General features: G+C 67.7%; 24 protein-coding genes and 1 tRNA gene. 8 read left to right on the top strand and 17 right to left on the bottom strand.

The genetic code is table 11. The features are described from left to right. The first annotated feature begins 73 nt into the window (after positions 1–73). Positions 74–2,029 carry a vWA domain-containing protein gene (locus A3ES_RS0132700; protein WP_020391064.1) on the top strand — a complete coding sequence of 652 codons (1,956 nt, stop codon included), beginning with the start codon at positions 74–76 and terminating at the stop codon, positions 2,027–2,029. Here the strand turns inward: A3ES_RS0132700 and A3ES_RS51760 are convergent. Further along, positions 2,019–3,431, bottom strand: a complete 1,413-nt coding sequence (locus tag A3ES_RS51760) for a serine/threonine-protein kinase (RefSeq protein WP_083933863.1) — start codon at positions 3,429–3,431, stop codon at positions 2,019–2,021. The two genes, A3ES_RS0132700 and A3ES_RS51760, sit on opposite strands and share 11 nt — an antisense overlap. 363 nt (positions 3,432–3,794) lie before the next feature. On the opposite strand from A3ES_RS51760, the gene A3ES_RS49225 reads away from it, so the two are divergent. Then, a complete protein-coding gene (locus A3ES_RS49225; RefSeq protein ID WP_202806646.1) occupies positions 3,795–4,163 on the top strand; it encodes a type II toxin-antitoxin system prevent-host-death family antitoxin in 369 nt (122 codons plus the stop codon). A 49-nt stretch (positions 4,164–4,212) separates the two neighbouring features. On the opposite strand, the gene A3ES_RS0132685 is transcribed toward A3ES_RS49225, so the two are convergent. After that, positions 4,213–5,088, bottom strand: coding sequence for an NAD(+)/NADH kinase (locus tag A3ES_RS0132685; protein ID WP_026163418.1), 876 nt, complete (start codon positions 5,086–5,088; stop codon positions 4,213–4,215). Beyond that, a complete protein-coding gene (locus A3ES_RS0132680; RefSeq protein ID WP_020391061.1) occupies positions 5,085–6,071 on the bottom strand; it encodes an SPFH domain-containing protein in 987 nt (328 codons plus the stop codon). The genes A3ES_RS0132685 and A3ES_RS0132680 overlap by 4 nt, the downstream gene beginning before the upstream one ends. A 106-nt stretch (positions 6,072–6,177) precedes the next feature. Here A3ES_RS0132680 and A3ES_RS0132675 point away from each other — a divergent pair, with 106 nt between their 5' ends. Beyond that, positions 6,178–6,861: an NUDIX hydrolase gene (locus A3ES_RS0132675; protein ID WP_020391060.1), complete on the top strand. Its 684-nt coding sequence runs from the start codon at positions 6,178–6,180 to the stop codon at positions 6,859–6,861. 24 nt (positions 6,862–6,885) lie between these two features. On the opposite strand, the gene A3ES_RS0132670 is transcribed toward A3ES_RS0132675, so the two are convergent. Beyond that, positions 6,886–7,770 (bottom strand): carbohydrate kinase family protein, encoded by an 885-nt coding sequence (locus A3ES_RS0132670; RefSeq protein ID WP_020391059.1) that lies wholly within the window; start codon positions 7,768–7,770, stop codon positions 6,886–6,888. 186 nt (positions 7,771–7,956) lie between these two features. On the opposite strand from A3ES_RS0132670, the gene A3ES_RS0132665 reads away from it, so the two are divergent. After that, the gene (locus tag A3ES_RS0132665) at positions 7,957–8,382 is read left to right on the top strand and encodes a hypothetical protein (RefSeq protein ID WP_026163416.1); all 426 of its coding nucleotides are present in this window, start codon (positions 7,957–7,959) and stop codon (positions 8,380–8,382) included. Here the strand turns inward: A3ES_RS0132665 and A3ES_RS0132660 are convergent. The 9 genes from A3ES_RS0132660 to A3ES_RS0132620 all read right to left on the bottom strand — a co-directional run bounded on the left by A3ES_RS0132660 (position 8,376) and on the right by A3ES_RS0132620 (position 15,748). After that, complete coding sequence (locus A3ES_RS0132660; protein WP_020391057.1) at positions 8,376–9,161, bottom strand: maleylpyruvate isomerase family mycothiol-dependent enzyme; 786 nt, start codon at positions 9,159–9,161, stop codon at positions 8,376–8,378. The genes A3ES_RS0132665 and A3ES_RS0132660 overlap by 7 nt on opposite strands. Positions 9,162–9,252: 91 nt before the next feature. Continuing rightward, positions 9,253–9,882: a CoA transferase subunit B gene (locus A3ES_RS0132655; protein WP_020391056.1), complete on the bottom strand. Its 630-nt coding sequence runs from the start codon at positions 9,880–9,882 to the stop codon at positions 9,253–9,255. Between the two features lies 1 nt (position 9,883). Beyond that, positions 9,884–10,672, bottom strand: coding sequence for a CoA transferase subunit A (locus A3ES_RS0132650; RefSeq protein WP_020391055.1), 789 nt, complete (start codon positions 10,670–10,672; stop codon positions 9,884–9,886). A gap of 64 nt (positions 10,673–10,736) precedes the next feature. Beyond that, positions 10,737–12,728 carry an ATP-binding protein gene (locus A3ES_RS49220; RefSeq protein WP_020391054.1) on the bottom strand — a complete coding sequence of 664 codons (1,992 nt, stop codon included), beginning with the start codon at positions 12,726–12,728 and terminating at the stop codon, positions 10,737–10,739. Positions 12,729–12,903: 175 nt separating this feature from the next. After that, entirely contained in the window at positions 12,904–13,608 is a 705-nt protein-coding gene (locus A3ES_RS0132640) for a carbohydrate-binding family 9-like protein (protein WP_020391053.1), read from the bottom strand. Further along, positions 13,601–14,068, bottom strand: coding sequence for a hypothetical protein (locus tag A3ES_RS0132635; protein ID WP_020391052.1), 468 nt, complete (start codon positions 14,066–14,068; stop codon positions 13,601–13,603). Before A3ES_RS0132635 ends, A3ES_RS0132640 begins: the two co-directional genes overlap by 8 nt. A gap of 372 nt (positions 14,069–14,440) precedes the next feature. Continuing rightward, on the bottom strand, positions 14,441–14,677 hold the full coding sequence (locus tag A3ES_RS56945; protein WP_063746023.1) for a lipoyl protein ligase domain-containing protein: 237 nt from the start codon (positions 14,675–14,677) through the stop codon (positions 14,441–14,443). A gap of 12 nt (positions 14,678–14,689) precedes the next feature. After that, positions 14,690–14,763: transfer RNA gene (locus A3ES_RS0132625), tRNA-Pro, on the bottom strand. Positions 14,764–14,809: 46 nt separating this feature from the next. Further along, positions 14,810–15,748 carry a metallophosphoesterase gene (locus tag A3ES_RS0132620; RefSeq protein WP_020391050.1) on the bottom strand — a complete coding sequence of 313 codons (939 nt, stop codon included), beginning with the start codon at positions 15,746–15,748 and terminating at the stop codon, positions 14,810–14,812. A 26-nt stretch (positions 15,749–15,774) separates the two neighbouring features. Between A3ES_RS0132620 and A3ES_RS0132615 the strand changes: the two genes are divergently transcribed. Both A3ES_RS0132615 and A3ES_RS0132610 read left to right on the top strand, forming a co-directional pair. Continuing rightward, positions 15,775–16,242, top strand: coding sequence for a GatB/YqeY domain-containing protein (locus A3ES_RS0132615; RefSeq protein WP_020391049.1), 468 nt, complete (start codon positions 15,775–15,777; stop codon positions 16,240–16,242). A gap of 64 nt (positions 16,243–16,306) precedes the next feature. Beyond that, positions 16,307–16,642: a hypothetical protein gene (locus A3ES_RS0132610; RefSeq protein ID WP_020391048.1), complete on the top strand. Its 336-nt coding sequence runs from the start codon at positions 16,307–16,309 to the stop codon at positions 16,640–16,642. Between the two features lie 38 nt (positions 16,643–16,680). Here the strand turns inward: A3ES_RS0132610 and A3ES_RS0132605 are convergent, their stop codons facing one another. The 4 genes from A3ES_RS0132605 to bagA form a co-directional block, all read right to left on the bottom strand. Then, the gene (locus A3ES_RS0132605) at positions 16,681–19,098 is read right to left on the bottom strand and encodes a transglycosylase domain-containing protein (RefSeq protein ID WP_026163414.1); all 2,418 of its coding nucleotides are present in this window, start codon (positions 19,096–19,098) and stop codon (positions 16,681–16,683) included. A gap of 153 nt (positions 19,099–19,251) precedes the next feature. Beyond that, positions 19,252–21,603, bottom strand: coding sequence for an endopeptidase La (lon, locus tag A3ES_RS0132600; RefSeq protein WP_026163413.1), 2,352 nt, complete (start codon positions 21,601–21,603; stop codon positions 19,252–19,254). 102 nt (positions 21,604–21,705) lie between these two features. Next, complete coding sequence (bagB, locus tag A3ES_RS0132595; protein ID WP_020391045.1) at positions 21,706–22,827, bottom strand: ArsA family ATPase; 1,122 nt, start codon at positions 22,825–22,827, stop codon at positions 21,706–21,708. Continuing rightward, positions 22,824–23,774, bottom strand: coding sequence for an ATPase BagA (bagA, locus tag A3ES_RS0132590; protein ID WP_020391044.1), 951 nt, complete (start codon positions 23,772–23,774; stop codon positions 22,824–22,826). Before bagA ends, bagB begins: the two co-directional genes overlap by 4 nt. Before the next feature lie 62 nt (positions 23,775–23,836). Between bagA and A3ES_RS55195 the strand changes: the two genes are divergently transcribed. After that, positions 23,837–23,998: a Sp36 family protein gene (locus A3ES_RS55195; protein WP_020391043.1), complete on the top strand. Its 162-nt coding sequence runs from the start codon at positions 23,837–23,839 to the stop codon at positions 23,996–23,998. Continuing rightward, positions 23,995–24,456, top strand: a complete 462-nt coding sequence (locus A3ES_RS0132580; protein WP_020391042.1) for a RidA family protein — start codon at positions 23,995–23,997, stop codon at positions 24,454–24,456. The genes A3ES_RS55195 and A3ES_RS0132580 overlap by 4 nt, the downstream gene beginning before the upstream one ends. Positions 24,457–24,564: the final 108 nt, after the last annotated feature.

The following is a 24,564-nucleotide window of genomic DNA, read 5'->3' as shown; positions in this document are numbered from 1 at the left end:
ATTGCCATTTGCAAATTGCAAATGCAAACGATAGGTTTCTGCATGTTCGCCCCTCGATGCCTCTGGAGACGCCATGATACGACGCCTCGCCGCCCTGGCTGCGGTACCCGCCCTGACCGTGACGTTCGCGTTCGGAAATGCCTCGCCGGCTGCTGCCGAGGGCGAGCTGTCGCCGGTGATGGTGGTGCTCGACTCCTCCGGCTCGATGACCGCCCGGGACGTCGGCGGCAGCGGTACCCGGATGGACGCCGCCAAACGAGCCGTCGGATCGATGGTCGACGGGCTGCCGGCGCAGGCTCCGGTCGGCCTGGCGATCTACGGCGCTGGTACCGGTTCGAGTGGCTCGGAGAAGGCCGCGGGCTGCCGCGACGTCCGGGTCGTCCAGCCGGTGAAGGCGGTCAACAAGCCCGTCCTCAAGGCAGCGGTGAACGCGACGAAGGCCAGCGGCTACACGCCGATCGGCCACTCGCTGCGAGTCGCGGCCGCTCAGCTTCCGAAGGAGGGCCAGCGCTCGATCGTGCTGGTGTCCGACGGCGAAGACACCTGTGCGCCGCCGCAGCCGTGCGAGGTGGCGAAGGAGCTCAGCAAGCAGGGTGTCGACCTCCACGTGCACGCGATCGGCTTCCGCGTCGACGCGAAGGCGCGGGCCCAGCTCGCCTGCATCGCGCAGAACACCGGCGGGACGTACCACGATGCCGCCGACGCCGACTCGTTGCTCGGCGTACTGGGCCGGGTGACCGACCGCGCGCTGCGGCACTACGAGCCAACCGGCCTGCCGGTCACCGGTACGGCGGATCCGTTCACGGCGCCGACGATGACGCCCGGCCAGTACCTGGACACCCTGAACCCGGTCGAGGAACGCTTCTACGCGGCCGAGCTGAAGGCGGGCGACACCGCGTACTTCGCGGCGACGGCGGTCTTCCCGCGGGGCAACCCTCGCGAGATCGAGGTCGTGGACATCAAGATCACCGGCCCGGGCGGGGCGGACTGCTCCAAGCGCGAGCGTGAGCTGCACACCCGGGCGAAGGACGACGGCGGCGCGCTGACGTCGGTCCTCAGCTGGGACGGGTTGGTTTCCGGTTCGTCGAGGCCCAAGGGCTGCAGCGTTCCCGGCAAGTACGTCTTCAGAGTCACCCGTGACGCGAAGGAAGGCATCGACCGCGTGCCGCTGGAGCTGCAGCTGCGGATCGAGCCGCCGGTGACCGGCAGCCTTGGTGAGCCGGCGCAGATGGGGCTGGTCAGCTTCGCGCAGCAGCCGGCCGGCGCTGTTCGTCCGGTCCGCGGCGGTGGTTCGTTCAACGAGGCAACAACCCTGGCGGGCTCCGGTCGCTACGGCGAGACGATCTACAACGGCGAAGAACTGTTCTACCGCGTGAAGCTCGACTGGGGACAGGGTCTCGCCTACCGAGTCACCTTTGGTGCGGTTCCGGACGCAAAGACGACCAACATCCGGACCGGCCTGTTCAGCCCGGTCCGCTCGGAGATGAAGTTCGACACGACGGCCTACACCGGTACGACGAACATCCTGCCGGCGAGCGGCAAGGCGATCGCGACCCCGCGGACGGCGTACCTGAACCGCAACGCCGGCGACGCGCTGATCCGCAAGGCGAGTGTCGACGGTTGGTACTACATCGTGGTCAAGCTGGGCACTCCCTTCGGCGATCACCAGCCGGGCGGCGTACCGGTGGCGATCGACGTGGCGGTCGCGGGCGACAAGGCTGCCGGGCCTGAGTACGGCGCGTCGACGGGTGAGACGCCGACGCCGACGCCGACTCCGTCAGCTGGACAGAGCGAGTCGACGCCGTCCGCGCCCGGTACTACGGCGGGCAATGGCACGGGCTCGGGCTCGGGTGACGACGCCAGGCCGGCGGCCAGCGAGACCTCCTCGTCGTCCTTGCCCTGGATCATCCTCGGCGCCGTACTCCTGCTGGTCGCGGTGGTAGCCGTGGCGCTGATCCTCCGCCGCCGCAAGCCGCCGGCGCCGCCGATGTACCCGAACGGCCCGGGGCAAGGCTGGTCTAGGCCTTGACCCAGCGGTAGGACGACCCCTGCTGACGGCACACGATCCGTGTGCCGTCAGTAGTCGTCTCAACGTTCCCGGCCTCTTGCCAACCACAGGTCCCGCCGACCTTCACCCCAGCATTCGGCGCCGGCGTGACGGGGCCCGTGCGAATGGTTGCCGGAGGCGACGATTGCTGCGACCCCGGCGACTCCTTGCCCGGCGGTTTCCCATCGAGAACCAGTACTGCGACCACCGCTGCCGCCACAAGCACCAGGCCACTGGCCGCAGCCAGTACTACGCGCCGCCGCCTCCCCGAACCCGCAGGCCGCTCGGTCGACTCGGTCAACGAACTCGACGCGACTGGCTGGGGCAGCTCGGACGCTTGGCCCGGCCGGTACGCCGCGGTCGACCGGGATGACTGGCTCGGCTCGGGCGGTTGGGTCGGCTCGGATGGTTGTTGGGGCCCGGGCGACAGGTTTGGTTGGGGCGAGCCGGATGGTGGGTGCGATTCGAGGGGTGCCGACTCGTCGGGGGTGTCGAGGGGCTCGGGTTGGGTGGCGAGGGTGTCGTACGGCTCGGGGAGTGGCGGGAGTTGGTCGAAGACCTCGATCGGTTCGCCGTCGAGTGTGAGCGCCGGAAGCTTCAACGGTTTCGCCAGTACAGGCGCCAGTGCGGCTAGCGCGTCCTTGGCCGAGCGGGTTCGATCCGCCGGCTCAGGGTGCATGAGATTCTCGACGACCCGCCAGACGATGTCGGCGTCAACGACGGCGGCCGCGGCCGGAGGGCGGCTCGGTGGTGGGCCGGTGGCGGGAGGTTCTTCTCCGGTCAGGAGTTGCCAGCCTGTGACGCCCACGGCGTACAGGTCCTGGCTGATGGACGGCGGTTCACCAGCGAGCGCCTCGGGCGCCACGTACCCCGGCGTACCGACGATCGCGCCGTGCTGGGTGAGACGCGGTTCCCCGAGCGACAACGCGATGCCGAAGTCGCTCAGGCGAAGTACGGGACTTCCGGTGCCAGTGGCTTCGAGCAGCAAGTTCGCCGGCTTGACGTCACGATGAACCAACCCGGCCGCGTGCACGTGGTCGAGCGCGCCAAGGAGCTGCGCCAACAGTTCGGCGGCGTAGCGCACCGGCAGCGCACCGAAGTCGGCAATCAGACTGCTGACCGAACCACCGCCGACCAGATCCATAGCCAGCAGAGCCTGATCATCCTCAGCCGCCCAGCTGTATGGGCTCAGCACCTGCGGATGGTCGAGCCGAAGCCCTTGCTCACGAACAAACCGAAGTAACGCCCCCGCATGCCGCTGCCGAAGCACCTTCGCCGCACAGACCCGCCCCAGCCGCCGATCCCAGGCACGCCAAACCATGCTGTTGCCCCCAGAACCAACCGGGTCGATCAGCTCATACCGCCCGGCAAACACATCAGCCACCTCGACCCTCCTCTCACCTGGTCCGAAGCACCCCGACGATAGAGCAGGTACGCCGTCCCCCACGCGCCCACCACCCACGCTCCTGCATCGCTCCGGCTCTGGGACGCTCCCGCTCACCCGGCTGATGACGTCGCGCCCGTTCCGCGGCCTACTCGCCAAGCTGGCTGCCGCCAAACCCGACCCCCTCACCCTCGCCTATGTCCCGACCGACAGGTAGTGCACCTTCGAGACGCCGTACACATCGACGGAACCCGCCTCAGGTGCACTACTTCAGGAGCACTATGTCCTGTCGGTCGGCACACCGTCAGCCGAGTGGGGAGATTCAGTCCGGGTTGCGGCCCAGGAGCCCGAGCAGGATGGCCGATGACTGCACTTCTCCAGAAATTCCGGATTTTCCGGAGAATCCAGGTATCTTGGCTTCATGGTGACCTACACGATGACCGAGGCGAACAAGCGGACGGCCGAATGGTGAACGAGGCCCGCTACACCAACCAGCCCGTGCTGATCACCGACCACGGCAAGCCGGCGGCCGCCGTAATATCTCCCGGCCTGTTGGCCCACTACCAAGCGCTCGAGGATGCCGCTGCACTCGCCCGCGACCCAGAGCCCCCAGGCAGCACCCACCTCAGCGGCAGCTCGTTCCACCGTCTCCAGATCGGCGAGTACCGCATTCTCTATGACGTCACCGACGACAGCATCCGCATCTGGTCCCTAGGCCGCGCTCCGCGGTAACACCACATCGTCGACGGAGGAGTGGAGGTGGCGGGTGCGTGGGGAGTACCTAGCGGACGAGGCGGAGGTGGATGTCGGCTACTGCTATGTCCAGGCGTTGGCCCCAGGTGATTGTCAGGGTGTCTGATTCGATTCCGTCGCCGAAGACCACTAGGTCGGCTTCGGCGGTCACTGCTAGGTGGTCGGTGGCGGTTAGTAGGCCCTCGGTGTAGCTGGTGCCGGTGGCGGGTGACGGCCAGGCTTCTCGGATGAACCAGCACAAGGATGGTTCGGTGGGTGACGGTAGGCGCAAGCCGCTGCCGCGTTCCTGCCAAGCTGAGCGGCACCACCCCGTGGAACCTGTTCCGGTGCCGACCAGCAAACCCGACGACGACTGCCTTTCCTCCAGACCTTCCGGTGAGGCCAGGCGGTAGCGCGCTGACTGGTGCGTGCGATGCCCGACGTAGATCTCGTTCAGAGCAAGCAATTTCTGGCCGTCATCGGTGCTGGCGGCAACCATCGTGCGTTCCTCGACAGCAGGTCGGACCAGCAGATCCGGTACTGCGGCCGGCTCGTGCGGCACCAGCACCCCAGGGTTCCAGCCGGGCTCCGGGTTGACGCCGATCACCGGCTGGCCGTCCAGGTACTTCGCTACGTTGGCGACCAGTCCGTCCTGGCCGACCGCGATCACCACATCCTCAGGACCGAAGACGAAACGGTCGAGATCGTTGCGCTCGGCAACGGCTCTCCGCCAGTCCAGCGGGATGGCCGCCGAGACCGTGGCAAGGGCTTCCTGCTGGGCGAGATGCCGGGCGTCAAGCGAGTCCAGAGAACGATCCCGGCTGGCCAGGAAGAACCCGGCTTGCTGCCGGGTGCCATGCCGGGCGACCAACTCTGTGAGTTCGGTCGCCCGGTGGACCACTACCGCTCTGGGAGGAAGGGTCATGCGCTCAGCTTGGTGAGCAGCGGACTGAGCAGGTCCGGCGTCAGGTTCAGCGTGCCGATCTCCGGCAGCGCGCCTTGCTTGATCGCCATCGCCAGGATCGTGCCCTGGTCGAGTTCGGCGTACGCATCCAGCAAAGCCTTCTCAGCCGCAGCTTCAGCGGAACCCAGGACCCGCTTGGCGTCCGCATCAGCCTCCGCAAGCAGCCGCCGTCGGCTAGCCGAAGCCTCGGTCTCGATCCGCCCGGCCGCTGCCGCCTCGGTCGCACGCTGGCGTTCGTTCTGGCCCTTCTGCGTAACCAGTTGCTCTTCCCGCCGAGCTAGCTCGATCTGGTTCTGCAGCTCGTTTTCCGCGATCGACCGCTCTCGCTCGACAGCCATCGCCCGCCGCTCGTACGTCGCTTTGTCGGCCGCCTGCTGCACCATCTCCCGCGTAGGAGTCTGCAATGCGCGCTCGACATCACTCTCAGCCCGTACTGCGACCACGCGCACATCCTCGACCCCGATCCCCAGTCCCGTGAGCCGCTGGTCGTCACGCAACCCGCTACTCATCGCCAGCCGCAGCGAAGCCATCCCCTCGGACAAGGCCTGCGTGAGCGAGAGCCCGGCCAGCAGATCCAGAGCCGTCTGCTGGGCAAGCTCGGTCAGCAACCCACCAAGCTGTTCCAGCGGAGTCGCCCGCCACAACCCGGTAGCGGGGTCAATCCCGAAGTCGAGCCGGGTGGACGCGAGCGCCGGGTCGGTCACCCGGTAGGTCACGGTCGCCTGGACGACGACATCCTGGAAGTCGAGCGTGCGCCCGTGGAACAGCAATGGCTGCTCGCGGTCGTCGATCGGTACCTCGCTCAGCGACGAGTTCAGGGCCCGGAACCAGAACGCCTGCCCCGCGCCGTCGTGGGCGACCTTGCCGTTGCGCAGATGCCGGACGTGGGTCGTCGGGTTCGCCCGCAGGTGGCTGATGAAACGGAACCGGGTGATGTCGGCCATCGATGTCTCCTCACAGACCCGAGTTCGCGCCCAGGTCGATTGTCGTCAGTTTGACGATAAGACCCGAGATGGCTTTTCGTCAAGATGACGATTAGAGTGATCCGCCATGGACTACGAGCCGCTGGGGGTAGCCGCCGACCTCGTCATCCTGACCGTCCGGGACGGGTCCCTGCAGGTGCTGCTGATCCGTCGCGGCATCGCGCCGTACCGGGGTCGTTGGGCGCTGCCGGGCGGTTTCGTGCGGCCCAAGGAGGATCTGGAGGAGGCGGCGCGTCGGGAGTTGGCCGAGGAGACCGGCCTGGGGTCGGAGCGGATCCACCTCGAGCAAGTCGCGACCTACGGTGAACCTGGCCGCGACCCGCGTGGCCGAGTGGTGAGTGTCGCGTACCTCGCCCTGGTCCCGGACTTGCCGACACCGGTGGCCGGAACGGATGCGGCCTCGGCTTCCTGGGTCGCGGTGGCCGAGATGCTCGAGGATCCGCGGCGGCTCGCGTTCGACCATCACCGGATCCTCACGGACGCGGTCGAGCGCGCCCGGGCGAAGCTGGAGTACTCGCCGCTGGCGGCGGCGTTCTGTCCGGACGAGTTCACTATCTCGGAGTTGCGCGGGATCTACGAGGCCGTTTGGGGTGTCCTGCTCGACCCACGCAATTTCCACCGCAAAGCCACCAAGACCGACGGCTTCGTCGTCCCCGTCGGCGCGACCACCACCCGCGACGGCGGCCGCCCCGCCCAACTCTTCCGCCGCGGCCCGGCCGTCACCCTCCACCCACCGCTCACCCGTGGTTGACGCAGCCGCTGGAGTGTTCGCTGTTCAGCGCATTAGGAGCATGAGTTGCTCCGCGGTGATCAGGTCCGTGTGGGTGCCCGGGGTGCCGCAGGCCCAGGCGCCCGCGATGGTGCCGGCTTCGGCTGCTTCGTAGTACGAGCGGCCGTCCAGCCAGGTGGTCAGGAAGGCAGCGACGTACGCGTCGCCAGCGCCGTTGGTGTCGACGACCGGGCGGTCCGGGATCTCCACGGTCGGGAGGTGAACGGGCTCCTCGTCGCGGACGTGCAGGTAGCTGCCGTCGGCGCCGGCCATCGCGACCACGACCTGCGCCCGGCCGCTGGCGAAGATCCAGTCGATGGCCTTGTCGCGCAGCGCACTGGTCGACACGAACACGACGTCGGCGCATTGAGCGAAGTCCCGGTGGTACTCGTTGTCGCCGTCCCAGTCGTGCAGGTCGGTCGACAACGTGCACTCAGCAGCCAGTACGTCGGGAAGCGCCCGTCGCGCGAAGTCCATGATCGATACGTGCACGTGCCGGGCGCGTTCGACCCGCCCGCGCCAGAGGTTGGGGTCGACCCGCATCCCCGGCGGGTGCCGCCCGTCGTACAGGGAGACGCGGCTGCCGTCGGGCGACACCAGATTGACGCTGCGCCTCGTGCCGCTCGGGTGCAGCGCGACCGCGAGGGGCAGCCCCAGTTCCTCGTACGCCGCCCGGATCCGCGCACCCTCGGCGTCGTCACCGATCACATCCGCCAGCCCGGGATAGAGGCCGAGCCGGTAGCAGCCAAGCACGACGCCGTGCCCGGTATGGCCGACGTACGACTCGACCCGCGGTACGTGGATCGTCTCCCGATCGGGTAGCGGCAGCGCGGGCACGCGCACGATGGTGTCGATCCCCACCCCGCCGATCACGAAGACATCCAGATCCATGCTCCCCATCCTTACTGACACTGACTAATAGCAGTGGTGACGGGTGGCGATCGGCGGCAGTCCGCGACGGCCCGCAGGCGGCAAGGTCGACGCATGGTCACCCGACGAACACTTTTCGGCGCCACTGCAGCCGCTGCACTCAGCCCGTTCCTACCCATGCCCACTGCCACAGCTACCCAAGCGCCGGTGTCACTGAGGTTCCCGCGACCGACCGGTCTGTACCCCGTCGGCACCACCGAGCTCCACCTGGTGGATTCCCGCCGCGACGATCCGTACGTGCCCGGCCAACCGCGTGAGCTGATGATCAGCCTCTGGTACCCATCCAGCGGCGGCCACACCGAACGAGCGCCGTACGGCTGGAAGCGCGACCTGAACGTGCCAGCCGGTCAGCACTACACGTTCATCGACCACCAGGTGCTGATCCCCTGGTTCCGGCGCTTCTTCACCGTGCCACCCGAGCTGATCGCGAACACGATCGGCACGGTCAACGCCAAGCGGATCCTGCGGTCGCTGCGCACTTACATCCCGGCCTTCTTCGACCAGCACCTGCGGGGCCGTCCGAGTGCCTGGCAGAACTCGCCGAGGCACCCGGACGTCACGTTCGTTCAGTAACCCGGGAAAACCTCGCGCAGGGTTTCCAAACTCACCGGGCCCGTCAGCTCGAGATCACTGAAGGTCGGCGCGAGGCGGCCGGCGACCAGGCGGAGCCAGGCTTCGGCGGGGAGGCTGAGGGTGCCGTCGGCGGAGGCGTCGGTGGGGTTGAAGTCGATGCTGACCGGGTCGGTCAGGTGCAGGGTGAACTCGGTCGCCGGCTCGGTCGTGGCAACCCGCAGTACGGCGTACTGGCCGTTCAAGGCGGCCGGCTTGCTGATCCAGCCGAGGTTGTCCGACCTTTGGAGCAGTTCAGGGATCGCTGCGGTGTCGAGGGTGGCTTGGGGGTCGAACGTGCTGCGGACGTCCCAGGAATGCAGGGTGAGCTCGGCGAGCCGCATTCGGGCGAAGGCCGCCACGTCCAGGGGCGCGGGGAGAAAGCCCAGATCGATGCGCAGGCTCTCGCGCTGGTCGGCATCCAGCGACTCCAGCAGGTTGAGGTACTTCTCGTTCAGGTCGAGGAAGCCCTCGGCCTGCTCACGGCGGGGCATCGCGTTCCAGCGGTCCCAGACGGACTGGTTGTAGTCCCCGTCCGCAGCCGGCTGGACCTCCAGTGCGGTCAGCACGGTGGAGCGCATGATCTCGGCGCCACTGCCCAGGTGGCTGAGGACCTGCGCGACGTCCCACTCGGTGGCGGCCGACCCTCGCGCCAAGTCCTCGTCGTCGAACTTCTTCACCAGGTCCGCGAGCCTGTCATAGCCGGTGCGGAGCGCGGCGATGACCGTTTCGGCGTTGCTCAAGTTGGTTCCTCCAGAAGATGACCCCGTACGGCGCTTCTCCTGGAGGTCCAACTACCGCCCGGTGCGATCCATTCCGCACCGGGCGTCACGGTCACTGCTTGATCGGCGCACCGGTCTTGGCCTGGAGGTCGTCGAAGGTGACGCCCTCGGCGAGCTCGACCAGTCGCAGGCCGTCGTCGGTGATGTCGAGCACGGCCAGGTCGGTGATGATCCGGTTGACCACGCCGCGGCCGGTGTAGGGCAGGTCGCACTCCTGCAGGATCTTGTGCGAACCGTCCTTGGCGACGTGCTCCATCAGTACGATCACCTTCTTGGCGCCGTGCACGAGGTCCATCGCGCCGCCCATGCCCTTGACCATCTTGCCCGGGATCATCCAGTTCGACAGGTCGCCGGTGGCCGACACCTGCATCGCGCCCAGGATGGCCGCGTCGATGGCGCCGCCGCGGATCATCCCGAAGGACAGCGACGAGTCGAAGAAGGATGCCCCCGGCAACGTCGTGACGGTCTCCTTGCCGGCGTTGATCAGGTCCGGGTCCTCGTCACCCTCGACCGGGTACGGCCCGACGCCGAGAATGCCGTTCTCGCTCTGCAGCACGACGGTGACGCCGTCCGGGATGTAGTTCGGGACCAGCGTCGGCAGGCCGATGCCCAGGTTCACGTACGAGCCGTCCTCCAGCTCGGCGGCGGCGCGGGCGGCCATCTGCTCACGGGTGAGTGGCATCTCAGGCCTCCAGCTTCTCGCGGGCGGCCTCATAGGCCTCGCGGGGTTGGACCGTACGCTTCTCGATCCGCTTCTCTATGTCCTTGCCGACGGCAACCACGCGCTGGACGTAGACGCCGGGCAGGTGGATCTGGTCCGGGTCCAGCTCACCAGGCTGGACCAGTTCCTCGACCGAGGCGATGGTGATCCGGCCGGCCATCGCGGCCAGCGGGTTGAAGTTGCGCGCCGACCGGTCGAAGACCAGGTTGCCGTGGGTGTCGCCCTTGAGCGCGTGCACCAGGCCGAAGTCCGTGGTGATCGAGTCCTCCAGCACGTACGTCGTACCGTTGATCTCCCGCGTCTCCTTCGGCTCCGACGCCTTCGCGACCGAGCCGTCCGTGTTGTACTTCTGCGGCAGCCCACCCTCGGCGACCTGGGTACCGACGCCGGCCAGCGTGAAGAATGCCGCGATCCCGCAGCCGCCGGCCCGGAGCTTCTCGGCCAGCGTGCCCTGCGGGGTCAGCTCGACCTCCAGCTCGCCGGACAGGAACTGCCGGGCGAACTCCTTGTTCTCCCCGACGTACGACGAGGTCATCTTGGCGATCCGCTTGTCGGCGAGCAGGATGCCCAGCCCCCAGTCGTCGACGCCACAGTTGTTCGAGACGACGCTGAGCCCGCTCACGCCCTTGTCGTGGATCGCGCTGATCAGCTGCATCGGATTGCCGCACAGTCCGAAGCCGCCGACCGCGAGGCTCGCGCCGTCGCCGATGTCGTCGACCGCGGCCTGCGGCGATTCGTACGTCTTGTCCATCAGGCTGCTCCATTGCAGGTTGGTGTCGCTCGACTCTAACCAGCACCCGCGGATCCGGCGAGCCTCACCGGCTGTGGCCAGAGCCACAGGGCACCGGCGGGTTGCCTGCGGCGGCTGCGATCGCGGCCAGCTCGCTGAGGATCTCTGTCGTCGCCAGGTCTGCCCCGACCCAGCCAGCGGGGCAGTCGGCCATCGCTTGCTCGGCCAGCTCCTGCGCCTTCGGGAGATTGCCGTCGTACCGCGCTGTCCTGGCCAAGCCGATCCGGGCGGCCGCGGAGGACTCGGGGAGGCCGACGCGCTCCGCTCGTACCAGGGCCTGGCCGTAGTCCTCTTCGGCGGCGCCCAGCTCGCCCAGCCGCAGGTGGAGGTCGCCGCGACGGCACAGCAGGAGCGCGGCCTCCTCGTCGGAGCCTAGCTCGTCGGCGATCGACAGCGCCTGGCCGATCAGCTTGGCGGAGAGGTCGAGCCGGTTGGACCAAGCGGCGAGCTCTGCCAGCGCGTTGAGCGCCAGCGAGATGCCCCACCGGTCACCGATCAGCTGGAACTGGGTCAGCGCCGACTGGAGGATCCCCTCCGCGTCTACAGCCGCAGTACCCGTCAGACCGGGGTAGCCGGCGCAGAGCTGGAGCGCGGCCAGCGTCCAGGGGTCGGTGCTGAGCTCGTTACGATCCAGTACTTCGGAGACGAACTCCGGCGGCGCGAACGGACCGAGGACGAGCGACCACAACAACACCGTGATCGGATGCCTGAACGGCTCGTCCAGCTCCTCGACGATGGCGCGCGCCTGCTCGACGCCGTCCACCCGACCGGAGCCGGCCGCATGCAGGGCGGCGAGCAAGTACTCCTCGGCAAGCCCATCGGGCACCACCTCACCGAGTACTGCGAGCAGCCCGTGCGCAGCTCTCGCTGCCTCACCCCGCAGGCCGTGCATCCACCAGTACGTCGAAAGCCCGGCGACCAGTTCGAGCCCGAGCCGTTGATCGTGCTCGACCGCCCACCTGATCGCCGCACGGAGGTTGTCGCTCTCCTGCTTCAGAGAACTTGCCCAGAGCAACTGATCCGGTCCGCGCAGGTGCGGGTCGGCTTGGCGCACAAGCCTCAGCAGGTACGCCGCCTGCCGGGCGCGCAGGTCGTCCGTCTCGGCCGGCGTGAGTTGCTCCCCGGCGTACGCGCGGATCGTCTCGGGCATCCGGTAGCGGCCGTTGGTCAGCGTCAGGAGAGAGCGCTCGGTCAACGCGGCGAGCAGGCGGGTGGCGACGGGCTGCGGTAGGTCGAGGACGGCTGCCACCGACTCCGCGTTCGCGCCACCGGAGAAGATCGCGAGCCGGGCAGCGATGACGCGTTCGACCGGTGGCAACAGGTCCCAGCTCCACACGATGGCCTTGCGCAGGCTGTCGGTGCGTCTCTCGTGATGGAGGAAGGCGATCGTGATGTCCTCCAGCGGAACCGAGTCCACCCGCCCGGCCGCCAACTCGATGGCCAGCGGCAAGCCGTCCAGCAGCGCGCAGATCCGCTCGACTGTCGGCAAAGTCGCCGCGTCCAGCCGGAACATCGGGTCGGCTGCCCGCGCCCGCTCGGCGAACAACCGCACCGCATCATCCTGTGCCAGCCCCGGTACTGCGAACCGCGTCTCGCCCGGCACCCTGAGCGCCTCCCGGCTGGTCGCCAGCATTCGTAGCCCTGGGCAACCATTCAGCAACTCGCCGGCCAGCCGGGCAACCGCATCGACCAGGTGTTCGCAGTTGTCCAGCACCAGCAACAGGTCACGCCCGGCCAACGCATGGACCAGCGACTCGTTCCGCAGTCCCAGCGCGTCGATCACGGCCGGCGCCAGATCGTCGGCTGGCGCCATCGACACCAGCTCGACGACGCGGACGTCGCCTGCAGTCGATGCTGCGGCGGCAGTTGCCAGTGCTGTCTTGCCGACGCCGCCGGGGCCGACAAGTGTCACCAGGCGGCTTGCAGCGAGTGCCTCCACGAGCTCTGCCAGCAGTTCCTCACGGCCGACCAGCCCATGCGCCTCAGGGCGCTGGACGGCGGTGGCTTCGGCAGTCAATCGAGGCGCCCCTCGTCGGCGAACTCCATATGACTCATTGTCGCCTCGCCCCGCTCGGCTGCCGGGGCGGGGTCGGTCTACCGGCCGGGGGTGATCAGGTGATCACCCGGAAGCCGCGCCTCTTTCCCAGCAGTTGCAGGCTCTTGATCCCCGGAATCCCGTCGAACGGCGGTCTTCATTCGAACCGGAGTACGCCCCATTGGCCGGGCTTGTGCATGTCCACCACGTACTGCGGCGACCAGACCCAGAAGTCCTGCTCCTTGCCCTTGCGATACTCGCCGGCCACCACCTCGTGGTCCCACTCGATCCGCATCAGGTTCATCCGCCACTCGTCACCGGGCGACGGCGGCGTCTGATTCCGGTTGTACTTCGCCAGGTCGGCCCACGGCAGCGCCACCTCGACGGTCCATCCGGTGTCGGTGTCCGCCGGATCGTTCAGCGTCCCCTCCACCCGTACTGCGGTCCGCAGGCCCGGCAGGTTGTCCGGATCGACCGGGACCCCGCCCTCGGAGTACGGCTTGGGCAGGGAGAGTTCCCAGATCGTGCCGAGCGGGTTGATCTCGAACTCGTAGTAGTTCTGGCCGTCGCCGTCGGGGTCGAGGAACAGTTCGAAGTTGTTCTCCTCGTACAGCCAGGTGTTCGGCTCGGTCATGCTCGACCAGACGTGTGGCTCCTCCAGTTGCCCGCCGACGTACAGGTACTCGTCGTCGTACAGGAGCTTGGCCCTGGTCCGGAATCTGGGCGTGGTGGCGTCGGCGCCGCGGATGTCGACGAAGTCGCCGGTCCACGGGGCGTTCGCCCAGGCGGGGTGGGTCAGGGTGCCGTCGATCGGGAGTGGGGTGGTCGTGCGGTGGCAGGGGTAGTGGGGGAGATCAGTCATCGGCTCGCTCCAACCGTCCGGCGATCAGGTGTGCGACTAGGAAAGTGATGGCGGTGAGCACCGGGACGATCAGCAACGTCCAGGTGGAGAACAGGTCGTCCGACAGGAACGCGAGCACGATCAGCAGCATGAACCCGACGCCGAGGAACGCGACCAGCTTCGGATGTGGCATCCCCAGCCGGCTGAGTGTCAGCGCGCCGAGCACGATGGTGATCACGACGGCGAGCACCAGCAACGGGAATCCGGCGGCGCCGCAGGTGGGTGAGTTCCGGACCCAGTCGCAGCCCTGCTCACTCAGCCAGACCAGCGCGATGATGACGAACCCGGTCAGCACACCGACCACGGCAAGGATCAGCAGTGGCGGCAACGGCGGCGCGTCGTACCGACCTTCATCGGCTTCTTCCGCCGCCTCTTCGTCGGCCAGCGTCGGGTCGTCTGGCCCGGGCTTGTCGTCGCTCATGGCCGCAGGCTATCGACAACCTGGACGCTAGTGGTGTGTCGCGTCAAAAACCCGGCACACCACTAGTGGCAATGCCGGTTGGTTGGGGAGGGCGTCGTGCTGTCAAGGACCGCGTCGGGGGGTTGTTCGGCCCGGCGGTGAGGCAGCTGGCGATGGCCGCAGGGCGGGATTCTGGGTGAGGGCGGACGGCCACCACTATCCAACCTCCCATGCAAGCGCTTTCCCTCGGCGTGTCGGAGTGCCGGTGTCGAGTTCGGTAGTGGTGGCAGTGCGCGTCCGGGTGCGCGTTGCGTGCTCGGGGAGACTTTTGCACCGCCTGGAAGAGAAAATCCGCCCCAAGCCCGGCCAAGAACCTCCCCGAACTGCTGAACTTTAGTGGGCCTCGATCAGGCCGTTCTCGACCCGGCGCACGATGTCGACCGGCCCGCGCTGCTTCAGATCGGTCACCAGGTAGCCGACCAACTGACCGGGCCCGTGGTACGTCGCGAAGCCGCCGCGGTCGACCGCCACGGTCGGGATGGCCGCGGTCTCGGCCGGGAGGTCGGCCAACGACGTACGCGGGCCGTAGGTGGTGTGAAATGACTGAAGGCGGCGGCTCCGAGGAGCCACCGCCTTCATCTGTCGGGCTGACAGGATTTGAACCTGCGACCTCGTCGTCCCGAACGACGCGCGCTACCAAGCTGCGCCACAGCCCGAAGTCGGCGTTAGCTTACATGCGCCCACCGCTGGGACGAAATCGGGTTATCCAGCACTGTCGCCGACCCGCGGTACGAGCGTGAGCAAGGTCGCTTCCGGGCGGCAGGCGAACCGCACCGGAGCGTACGGCGAGGTGCCCAGGCCGGCCGAGACGTGCAGCGCCGCCTGACGGCCCTCGTAGCCCCAGGTGGACAAGCCCTTGACCCGGGACGTGTCCAGGTCGCAGTTGGTCACCAGGGCGCCGTAGAGCGGCACAGCCAACTGACCGCCGTGCGTATGACCGGCCAGGACGAGCGGATACCCGTCGCCCACGAAGCCGTTCAGCACCCGCTGGTACGGCGCGTGCGTCACGCCGATCGACAGGTCGGCCGCCGGATCCACCTCGCCGGCCACCTCGTCGTACCGGTCGCGTTTGATGTGCGGGTCGTCGGTGCCGGCGAAGTCGAGGCGCAGGCCGTTGACCTTGAGGCTGGAGCGCGCGTTGTTCAGGTCGACCCAGCCGGCCTCGGTGAAGGAGGCCCGCATCTCCTCGTAGGGCAGGTCCGGGCCGTGCGGCTTGTGGCGCTGCTTGTTGGCCGGCAGCAGGTACTTCCCCGGGTTCTTGAAATGCGGCTTCCAGTAGTCGTTGGAGCCGAAGACGAAGACACCCGGTACGTCGAGCAGCGCGCCGTACGCGCGCAGCAGCGGCAGCACCGAGTCGGGGTGGGAGATGTTGTCGCCGGTGTTCACGATCAGGTCCGGTTCGAGCTGGGCGAGGTCATTGACCCAGCGGATCTTCTTCTCCTGAGTCGGCATCAGGTGCAGGTCGGACAGGTGCAGCACCTTCAGCGGCGCGGCACCCACCGGCAGCACCGGCACCGTCACTCTGCGCAGCGTGAACCAGCGCACCTCGATAGCCGCCGCGTACGCGACGCAGGCGGCACCCACGGCCGACACGACGGCCGTGGTCTTCAGAGCAGTTGCGGCAAGCCCCCGGGAACTCATTTCACCAGCCTGCCACAATCGTGGGCATGTCCAACTCCGAGATGAAGCAGCGCCTGCACGACGACATGACCGCCGCCCTCAAGGCGCGCGACGAGCTCCGCAAGTCGACCCTGCGGATGGCGCTGACGGCCGTGACGAAGGCCGAGGTGGCCGGCAAGGAGGCTCGCGAGCTTTCGGACGCCGAGATCATCGAGGTGCTCACCGCCGAGGCGAAGAAGCGCCGCGAGTCGGTCACGGCGTACCGGGACGCCGGCCGCGAGGAAATGGCCCTCAAGGAACAGGCCGAGGCGGACATCCTGTCCGAGTACCTCCCGGAGCAACTCACCCCCGAGGAAATCACCACCCTCGTCACCGAAGCCATCGCCACCACCGGCGCCGCCGAACTCGGCCCCCGCGGCATCGGCAAGGTCATGGGCGCCCTCCAACCCAAGGTCAAGGGCAAGGCAGACGGCGGCACAGTCTCAGCCGAAGTAAAACGCCAACTCGGCGCCTAGCTCGGAATCGGTTGCTGCCATGTCCCGGACGATCGTCGGTAGGTCTGGTGAACAAGGCTCCGCCGTGACTGGCAAATGGGTGGCCTTGTCCGGCTTGGCGGCGATGGTTGCCGTCGGCTGGCTCCTTGCCTATCCGCTCTTGGCAGGCGAGTTGCTCATTCGTCAACTAATAGGCTCCGCCACGAATGCCCCGTGGGCACCATTCGGGGCCGATCATGACGGCAAGACTCAAGTGGCTGCGATCATCCTGATCGTCATCGGCGGCCCACTGCTCACGGCAGCGGTCGCGATCGTCCGGTCCTTGCGGCGGCGGCTCGGTGTGCAGGGATGGCGGGCAATGTCCGTCTACCCCGCGTCGGTCGTTGCGTTGCTCGCGCCGTTCCTGGTGGTCAAGCGGTGAACCAGAAGAGCCCTGTCGAGGACAGGGCTCTTCTGTGCCTAGCGGCCGCCGCAGTTGGGGTACTTCGGGTGCCAGATTGGGCAGTTGGGGTTGGGGCCGCCTGGTTTGCCGGTGTTCGGGGGGACCGGCGGCTTCGGAATGCCCGGAGTGCCGGTGGTGGGTGGGGGTTGCTGGGCCTTGCTGCCGTTGGAGACGTAGATGGTCACCTTTGCGCCTTCAGGGGCGCCGTCGGCCTGCCGCGGGCTGGTGTAGGCGACGGTGCCTTGCGTCTCGGCCGAGTCGACCTGGCCGGGGGCGATCTCGGCCTGGAAGCCCATCGAGCGCAGCTTGTTCGCCGCGTCGTCGGGGTTCATACCGGTCAGGAACGGCAGGTCCTTCACGTCACCACGCCGCGTCTTGTCCGTGGGCGGGGTGAACTTGGTCGTCGGCATCCCCGCCAGGGCGCCCTGCATGGCGGTCTCCCAGAGTGGACCAGCAGTGCCGGAACCAGATGCGTCGTACATTTTCTTGCCGTTGAGCGTCTGGCCGATGAGGTTGGAGTACGTCGGAGTCGCGTCCGCCACCACCGAGGCGGCGGCGAGTTTGTTGGAGTAACCCGCATACCAGACGGCCTTGTTCTCCTGGATGGTGCCCGTCTTGCCGGCCAGGTCGCTCTTACCGAACCGCAGGGCCTGACCGGTACCTCCCGGCTGCATCACATTGCGAAGTACCTCGTTGACACCGTCAGCCACCTCCTGCGTCAGCACCTGCTTGCAGTTGGGGCCGTTGTTGACGAGGCTCTTGCCGTTGTAGCTCTTCACCGAGGTGATCAGCAGCGGCGTGCAGTAGGTGCCGCGCGCCGCGAAGGCCGCGTAGGCGTTGGACATCTGCAGCGGAGTCACATTCCCGACGCCCAGCGTCATCGACGGCACCTGCTTGAGCGGCTCGTTCGCGTTGGCGTCGTACATGCCCAGCTTGGCGGCGATGGTCGCGACCGGGCAGAGCCCGGTCTGTTGCGACAGCTGGATGAAGTAGGTGTTGGTCGAGGCCTTGGCGGCGTCGATCATCGTCAGATCGCCCGAGACCTTGGTCGAGTTCTTGGGCACCCACTTGCCATAGGCCTCTGTCGTCCCCGAGCAGGTGCTGAACTTCGCGTCGGACATGTCCATCTGGGGCGGCGAGTTGATCCGGTGGGTGAGCGGGAAGCCCTTCGAGATCGCGGCGGCGATGGTGAACGCCTTCATCGTCGAACCGTTCTGGAACCCGCCGTAACCGCCGGCGTAGGCCTTCTCGACATTGAAGTTGTACGCCGTCTGATTCTTGCCGCTGCCGTAGGGCTTGCTCTGCACCATCGCCTTCACGACCCCGGTGCCCGGCTCGACGATCGTGATCGCCGCGATCGCCTGGTCGGTCGGCTTGGAGTGCTGGTTGATCGACTTCTGCGCGGCCTTCTGGATCCTCGGGTCGAGTGAGGTGTAGACCTTGAGGCCGGCCGTCTTGATGTAGTGCTCGCGGGCCTTCTCGGTCTTGCCGAAGGCCGGGTTCTCGAGCAGCTTCGAGACGACGTACTCGCAGTAGAACGGGTACGGCGAGTTGGCGCAGCCGTTCTTGACTTTCAGCACCGGGCCGTTGAGGACGTTGGTCTTCATCGCGGCGGTGGCCTGCTTGGCGGTGATGACGTTCAGTTCGGCCATTCGCCGCAGGACGACGTCGCGGCGTTCCTTCGCGCGACCGCGGTAGTTCGTCGGGTCGTAGCCGGTGGGGTTCTTCACCAGGCCGGCGAGCATCGCTGCCTGGGGCAGTGTCAGCTTGGAGGCGGGCACTCTGAAGTAGTGCATGGCCGCGGCTTGCACGCCGTAGGTTCCGTCGCCGAAGTTGGCCAGGTTCAGGTACTTCTCCAGGATCTCGTTCTTGGAGTACTGCTTCTCGACGGCGACCGCGTAACGCAGCTCGGCGATCTTGCGCTCGTACGTGTCGGCCGTCGCCTCGGCGATCGCCTTCTCGTCACCGGCGGCGTTGGCCTTCTCGACCAGGCTCAGCTTGACGAACTGCTGGGTGATGCTCGAACCACCCTGCTGGACGCCGCCGCTGCTCTGGTTGCGGACCAGGGCGCGCAAGGTGCCCTTCGCGTCCAGGGCGCCGTGCTCGAAGAATCGGTCGTCCTCGATCGCGACGATCGCCTTCAGCATGATCGGGTTGATCTGCGCCAGCTTCACCGGTTCGCGGTTCTGCTCGTACAGTTCGGCGATCTGCTGGCCATTGGCGGCATAGATCTGAGTCCTGCGCGACAGTGGTTGGGTCACCAGTTCCTGTGGCAGGTCCTGCAGAGTTTCGGCCGTCTTCTCGGTGGTGAACCCCGCCAGCCCCGCGAACGGAATCGCCAGGCCCGCTGCGAGTGCGCCGGAAAGCACACTCACCCCCAGGAACAGAACCACTGACTGGACGACGCCTCGATCGTCCTTATCCCTTACGCGCATGGCACGAGCCTACGGGATCAGAGCGCCACGCCAATTCCTCGAATGTGTTTTATGTCACGTCAACCTGAGCGTGGTTTCAAGCGTCGTACTCCAGATGCGCGACAGCCGGCGAGACCCATCGAAGATGAGTCCCGCCGGCTTGTTCGTACGAACTCAGGCAGCGAACTGTCGCGCGTCCACCTGAGCTGGTTCCAGCGCCAGTTCCAGCACCTGCCGTACGTCGCTCACGGGGTGCACCGTCAGCTCCGACAGCACCGACTCCGGCACGTCCTCCAGATCCGGCTCGTTGCGCTTCGGGATCAGGATCGTGGTCAGCCCGGCCCGGTGGGCGGCGAGCAGCTTCTGCTTCACCCCACCGATCGGCAGCACCCGTCCAGTCAGCGACACCTCACCAGTCATCGCGACCTCCGACCGCACCGGCCGTCCCGACAGCAGCGACGCGAGCGCCGTCGTCATCGTGACACCGGCCGACGGCCCGTCCTTCGGTACTGCGCCCGCAGGCACGTGGATGTGGGTGTTCCGCTCGGCCAGATCGCCGACCGGGAGGCCCAGCTCCGCACCGTGCGACCGCAGGTAGGACAGCGCGATCTGCGCCGACTCCTTCATCACGTCGCCGAGCTGCCCCGTCAACGTGACCCCGGTCGGGCCGGTCTCCTTGTCCGCCAGCGACGCCTCGATGAAGAGCACGTCACCGCCGGCACCCGTGACCGCCAAGCCAGTCGCCACACCCGGCAGCGCCGTACGCTCCGCCGAGTCCGGCGTGAACTTGGGCGACCCCAGATAGCCCTTCAGCTCTCCGGCACCAATAGCCAGGGAACCCAGCTCCTCACCCAGAGCGAGCTTGGCCGTGACCTTCCGAAGTACGCGGGCGATCGAACGCTCGAGCTGCCGTACGCCGGCCTCTCGCGTGTACTCGCCGGCCAGCAACCGCAGTGCCGAGTCGTCGATGGCGACCTCCTCGGCCGACAGACCGGCCCGGTCCAGCTGGCGCGGGAGCAGGTGGTCGCGGGCGATGGTGACCTTCTCGTCCTCGGTGTAGCCGTCGAGTTGCACCAGTTCCATCCGGTCCAGCAGCGGTGCCGGGATCGAGTCGAGCACGTTGGCCGTGGCCAGGAACACCACGTCCGACAGGTCCAGCTCGACCTCCAGGTAGTGGTCCCGGAAGGTGTGGTTCTGCGCCGGGTCGAGGACCTCCAGCAGCGCGGCCGTCGGGTCGCCCCGGTAGTCCGCACCCACCTTGTCGATCTCGTCCAGCAACACCACCGGGTTCATCGAACCCGCCTCGGTGATCGCCCTGACGATCCGCCCGGGCAGCGCCCCGACGTACGTCCGGCGGTGACCGCGGATCTCGGCCTCGTCCCGTACTCCGCCCAGTGCGACCCGGACGAACTTACGGCCCATCGCACGCGCCACGGACTCACCCAGCGAGGTCTTGCCGACACCAGGAGGCCCGACGAGCGCCAGTACTGCGCCACTGCGGCGTCCACCGACTACTCCCAACCCACGGTCCGCCCTGCGGCGGCGTACGGCCAGGTACTCGGTGATGCGCTCCTTGACGTCGTCCAGGCCCGCGTGGTCCGCGTCCAGGATCGCCCTGGCCTCACGGAGGTCGTAGCCGTCCTCGGTCCGCTCGTTCCACGGCAGCTCGAGAACGGTGTCCAGCCAGGTCCGGATCCAGCCGACGTCGGGGGACTGCTCCGCAGTACGTTCCAGCTTGTCGACCTCGGCGAGCGCGGCCTTGCGGACGTGCTCGGGCAGGTCGGCGGCCTCGACGCGGGCGCGGTAGTCCTCCTCTTCGGACTCGGCCTTCCCATCCAGCTCCGCCAGTTCCTTGCGTACTGCGGCCAGCTGCTGGCGCAGCAGGAACTCCCGTTGCTGCTTCTCCATGCCCTCCTGGACATCCTTCTGGATCGTCTCGGAGACCTCGAGCTCGGCGAGGTGGTCCCGCACCCAGCCGATCAGCTTGGTCAGCCGCTCGGAGACGTCAGGAGTCTCCAGCAGCCAGCTCTTCTGCTCGTTGCTCAGGTACGACGCGTAACCGGCCAGGTCGGCCAGCTCCGCGGGGTTGTTCACCTGCTTCACCGAGTCGATGACCTGCCAGGCTTCGCGGCGCTCCAGCACCGTGGTCACCAGGGCCTTGTAGTCACGAGCGAGCTCGGCGGACTTGTTGTCGGTGGATTCGTCCAGCACGGTCGCGCCGACCCACAGGGCCGCGCCGGGACCAGTGGTCCCCGCGCCGATCAGGACCCGGGCGGAACCCCGGATCACGGCTGCCTGGGCTCCGCCAGGCAACCTGCCGATCTGCTCGATCTCGCCGAGCGTCCCGGCCTTGGCATATTTCCCGTCCAGGCGCGGCACCAGCAGGACCTGGTCCTGCCCGGAGGCCTGTGCGGCGTCGATGGCGGCGCGTGCCTCGGTATCGGCCAGCCGGACCGGCACGACCATTCCAGGCAGGACCACGACGTCGTCGAGCGGAAGAACAGGAAGATTCAACGTCTCAGTCACGCTGTCACACCCTCTGTTGAAGATTGAGTCTGACAGGCTCAACCGTGACCTTGACCAGGTCATTCCCGGGCACCGCGAGCGTTCGCTGAGGGTGAAAAGCGGTCAGGCGGTCAGGAGTTCGCCGATGGCGCGGAGGCCGGTGAGGTCGTGGACGTCGTCGGGGAGGGCGGGGACGTCGACGGTCGGGATCGAGCGGTGGCCTCGGTGGAAGCGGTCGGCGCGTTTGCGGTCGCTGACGACCTGCTGCATGCGGTCGGCGTGCAAGCGCAGTACGGCGGCAGTCAGTGCTGACTTCTTGCTGGACTCCAGCCGCTCGGCGGCGGCCAGTGACTGCTCGGCGGACAGCTCCGGTACGTGCGTGGTCGTCACCCGGTTGAGGACGACGCCGGCGAGCGGCATCTTCTCCTCGCGGAGGCGCTCAGTGAAGTACGACGCTTCGCGCAGCGCGTCGTTCTGCGGCGCGGCCACCACCAGGAACGCCGTATGCGGCTCCCGCAGCAGCGCGACCGTCTTGTCGGCCCGCTCCCGGAATCCGCCGAAGAGCGTGTCGAAGGCAGCAGCAAAGGTCTGTACGTCGGTCAGCACCTGCGCGCCGAGCACCTTGTTCATCACCGACATCGCCAGGTTCACCCCGGCCGACATCAACCGCAGCGGACCTCGTGCGGGTGCCAGCAGCAACCGCAGAAACCGCCCTTCCAGCAATGACGCCAACCGCTCCGGCGCATCCAGGAAGTCCAGCGCCGACCTCGAGGGCGGTGTGTCCACGACGATCAGATCCCAGTCGCCGGTCCGCTTGGCCTGCTTGTGCAGCTGCCCGAGCTTCTCCATCGCCATGTACTCCTGCGTCCCCGCGAACGACGACGAAAGCGCCACGTAGAAGGGATTCGCGAGGATCTGCTCGGCCTTCTCCGGCGTGGCGTGCGCGAGCACCACCTCGTCGAAAGTGCGCTTCATGTCCAGCATCATCGCGTCCAGCCGGCCGCCGTTCGCCGGGTCGACGTCGGCGACCGCGCGAGGCGTGTTGTCCAGCTCGGTCAGGCCGAGCGACTGCGCCAGCCTGCGGGCCGGATCGATCGTCAGGACGACGACCTTCCGCCCACGCTCGGCGGCGCGCAGCCCGAGAGCGGCGGCAGTCGTCGTCTTGCCGACGCCACCGGCTCCGCAGGTCACGATGATCCGCGTGCCCGGATCGTCGATCAGGGCATCGAGGTCGAGGGCTGTCATCCGCGCAGCTCCTCGGCCAGGTCGAACAGTGCGCCGTGGTCGATCCCGTCCGGCAGCAACGCCAGCTCGGTCACTTTCTTGCCCAAGGCATCAATCCGGTCCCGGTTCTCGCGTTCCAGCCCCACCCGTACTGCGTGGTCGTGCGCCTCCTGCGCCAGCGCGCTGGTCAGCTCTTTGGTGGCAGGGATCCCGGCCGCCTTGAGTCCGCGGGTGAGCTCGGTCGCGGGGAGTTTCTCCTTCACCGCAAGGGCTAACGCGTCATCGTCGAGCGGGCTGTGCCTGACCATGTTCACCACGATCGAACCGACCTTGAGGTCCAGGGACTCCAGTTGCTCCACGGCATCCAGCGTCTCCTGGACGGGCATCTCCTCGAGCAGCGTGACCAGGTGGATCCGGGTGACGTCCGAACGCAGCATGCCCATGATCGCGTCCGCCTGGTTGCGGATCGGCCCGACCTTGGCGAGCCCGGCGACCTCGTGGTTCACGTTGAGGAACCGCCCGATCCGTCCGGTCGGTGGTGCATCCAGGACGACGGCGTCGTACGCGAGGCGGCCGTGTGCCTTGCGGCGGGTCGCCTCGTAGACCTTGCCGGTCAGGAGTACGTCCCGCAGCCCCGGCGCGATGGTGGTGACGAAGTCGACGGCGCCCACCTTGTCCAGCGCCTTCCCTGCGCGACCGAGGTGGTAGTACATGTCGAGGTACTCAAGCAAGGCCGCTTCGGCGTCCACCGCGAGTGCGTAGACCTCGCCCCCGGCGGGTCCGACGGCGATACGGCGTTCGACGTACGGGAGCGGGGGTACGTCGAAGAGCTGTGCGAGCCCCTGCCGGCCCTCGACTTCGACGAGCAGGATCCGCTTGCCCTGGTCGGCCAGCGCGAGCGCCATGGCAGCAGCCACCGTCGTCTTGCCGGTCCCGCCTTTGCCGGTGACCACATGCAGCCTTGCCATGCTGCCCAGCGTAGGCGGTGGGCCACAGCAGTCCGGGACAGGAGCCCGTTAGAGTCCACCTTATGAAGAAGTTCGAGTACTCCACCGTGCCGCTCCTGGTCCACGCGACCAAGGAGATCCTCGACAACTGGGGTCAGGATGGCTGGGAGCTGGTCCAGGTCGTCCCGGGCCTGAACCCGGAGAACCTGGTCGCCTACCTGAAGCGGGAGATCACCGAATCATGAGCCACCCCGAGGAGAAGCTGGCCGAGCTCGGCCTGAAGCTGCCCGAGGTCGCCAAGCCTGTCGCCGCCTACGTACCCGCGGTGCGGACCGGCAACCTCGTCTACACGTCCGGTCAGCTGCCGCTGCGGGACGGCGCCCTGATCGCCACCGGCAAGGTCGGCGACGCCGTCACCGCCGAGGTCGCCAGCGAATGCGCCCAGCAGTGTGCGCTGAACGCCCTCGCCGCGGTCAAGGCGGAGATCGGCGACCTGGCGAACGTCAAACGGATCGTCAAGGCGGTCGCCTTCATCGCCTCCACGCCCGACTTCACCGGCCAGCCCCAGGTCGCCAACGGAGCCTCCGAGCTCTTCGGCCAGGTCTTCGCCGAAGCCGGCCAACACGCCCGCTCCGCCGTCGGCGTCCCCGTCCTCCCCCTGGACGCCCCCGTCGAGGTAGAACTCATCGTCGAGGTTGTCTAACCCTGCGGGTGGCGGCGCCGCCCAACAGACAGCAGCGCCGCCACCCGCAGCATCAGCACCCCGCGGGCGAGCAGCACTAAGCGGCACCGTCCGCTCGCAGTACAGGCG

The sequence above is a fragment of the Kribbella catacumbae DSM 19601 genome, assembly GCF_000372465.1.
GTDB classification, from domain to species: domain Bacteria; phylum Actinomycetota; class Actinomycetes; order Propionibacteriales; family Kribbellaceae; genus Kribbella; species Kribbella catacumbae.
The sequence above is the reverse complement of the archived record's forward strand: the minus strand, read 5'-3'. Positions and strand labels throughout refer to the sequence as shown.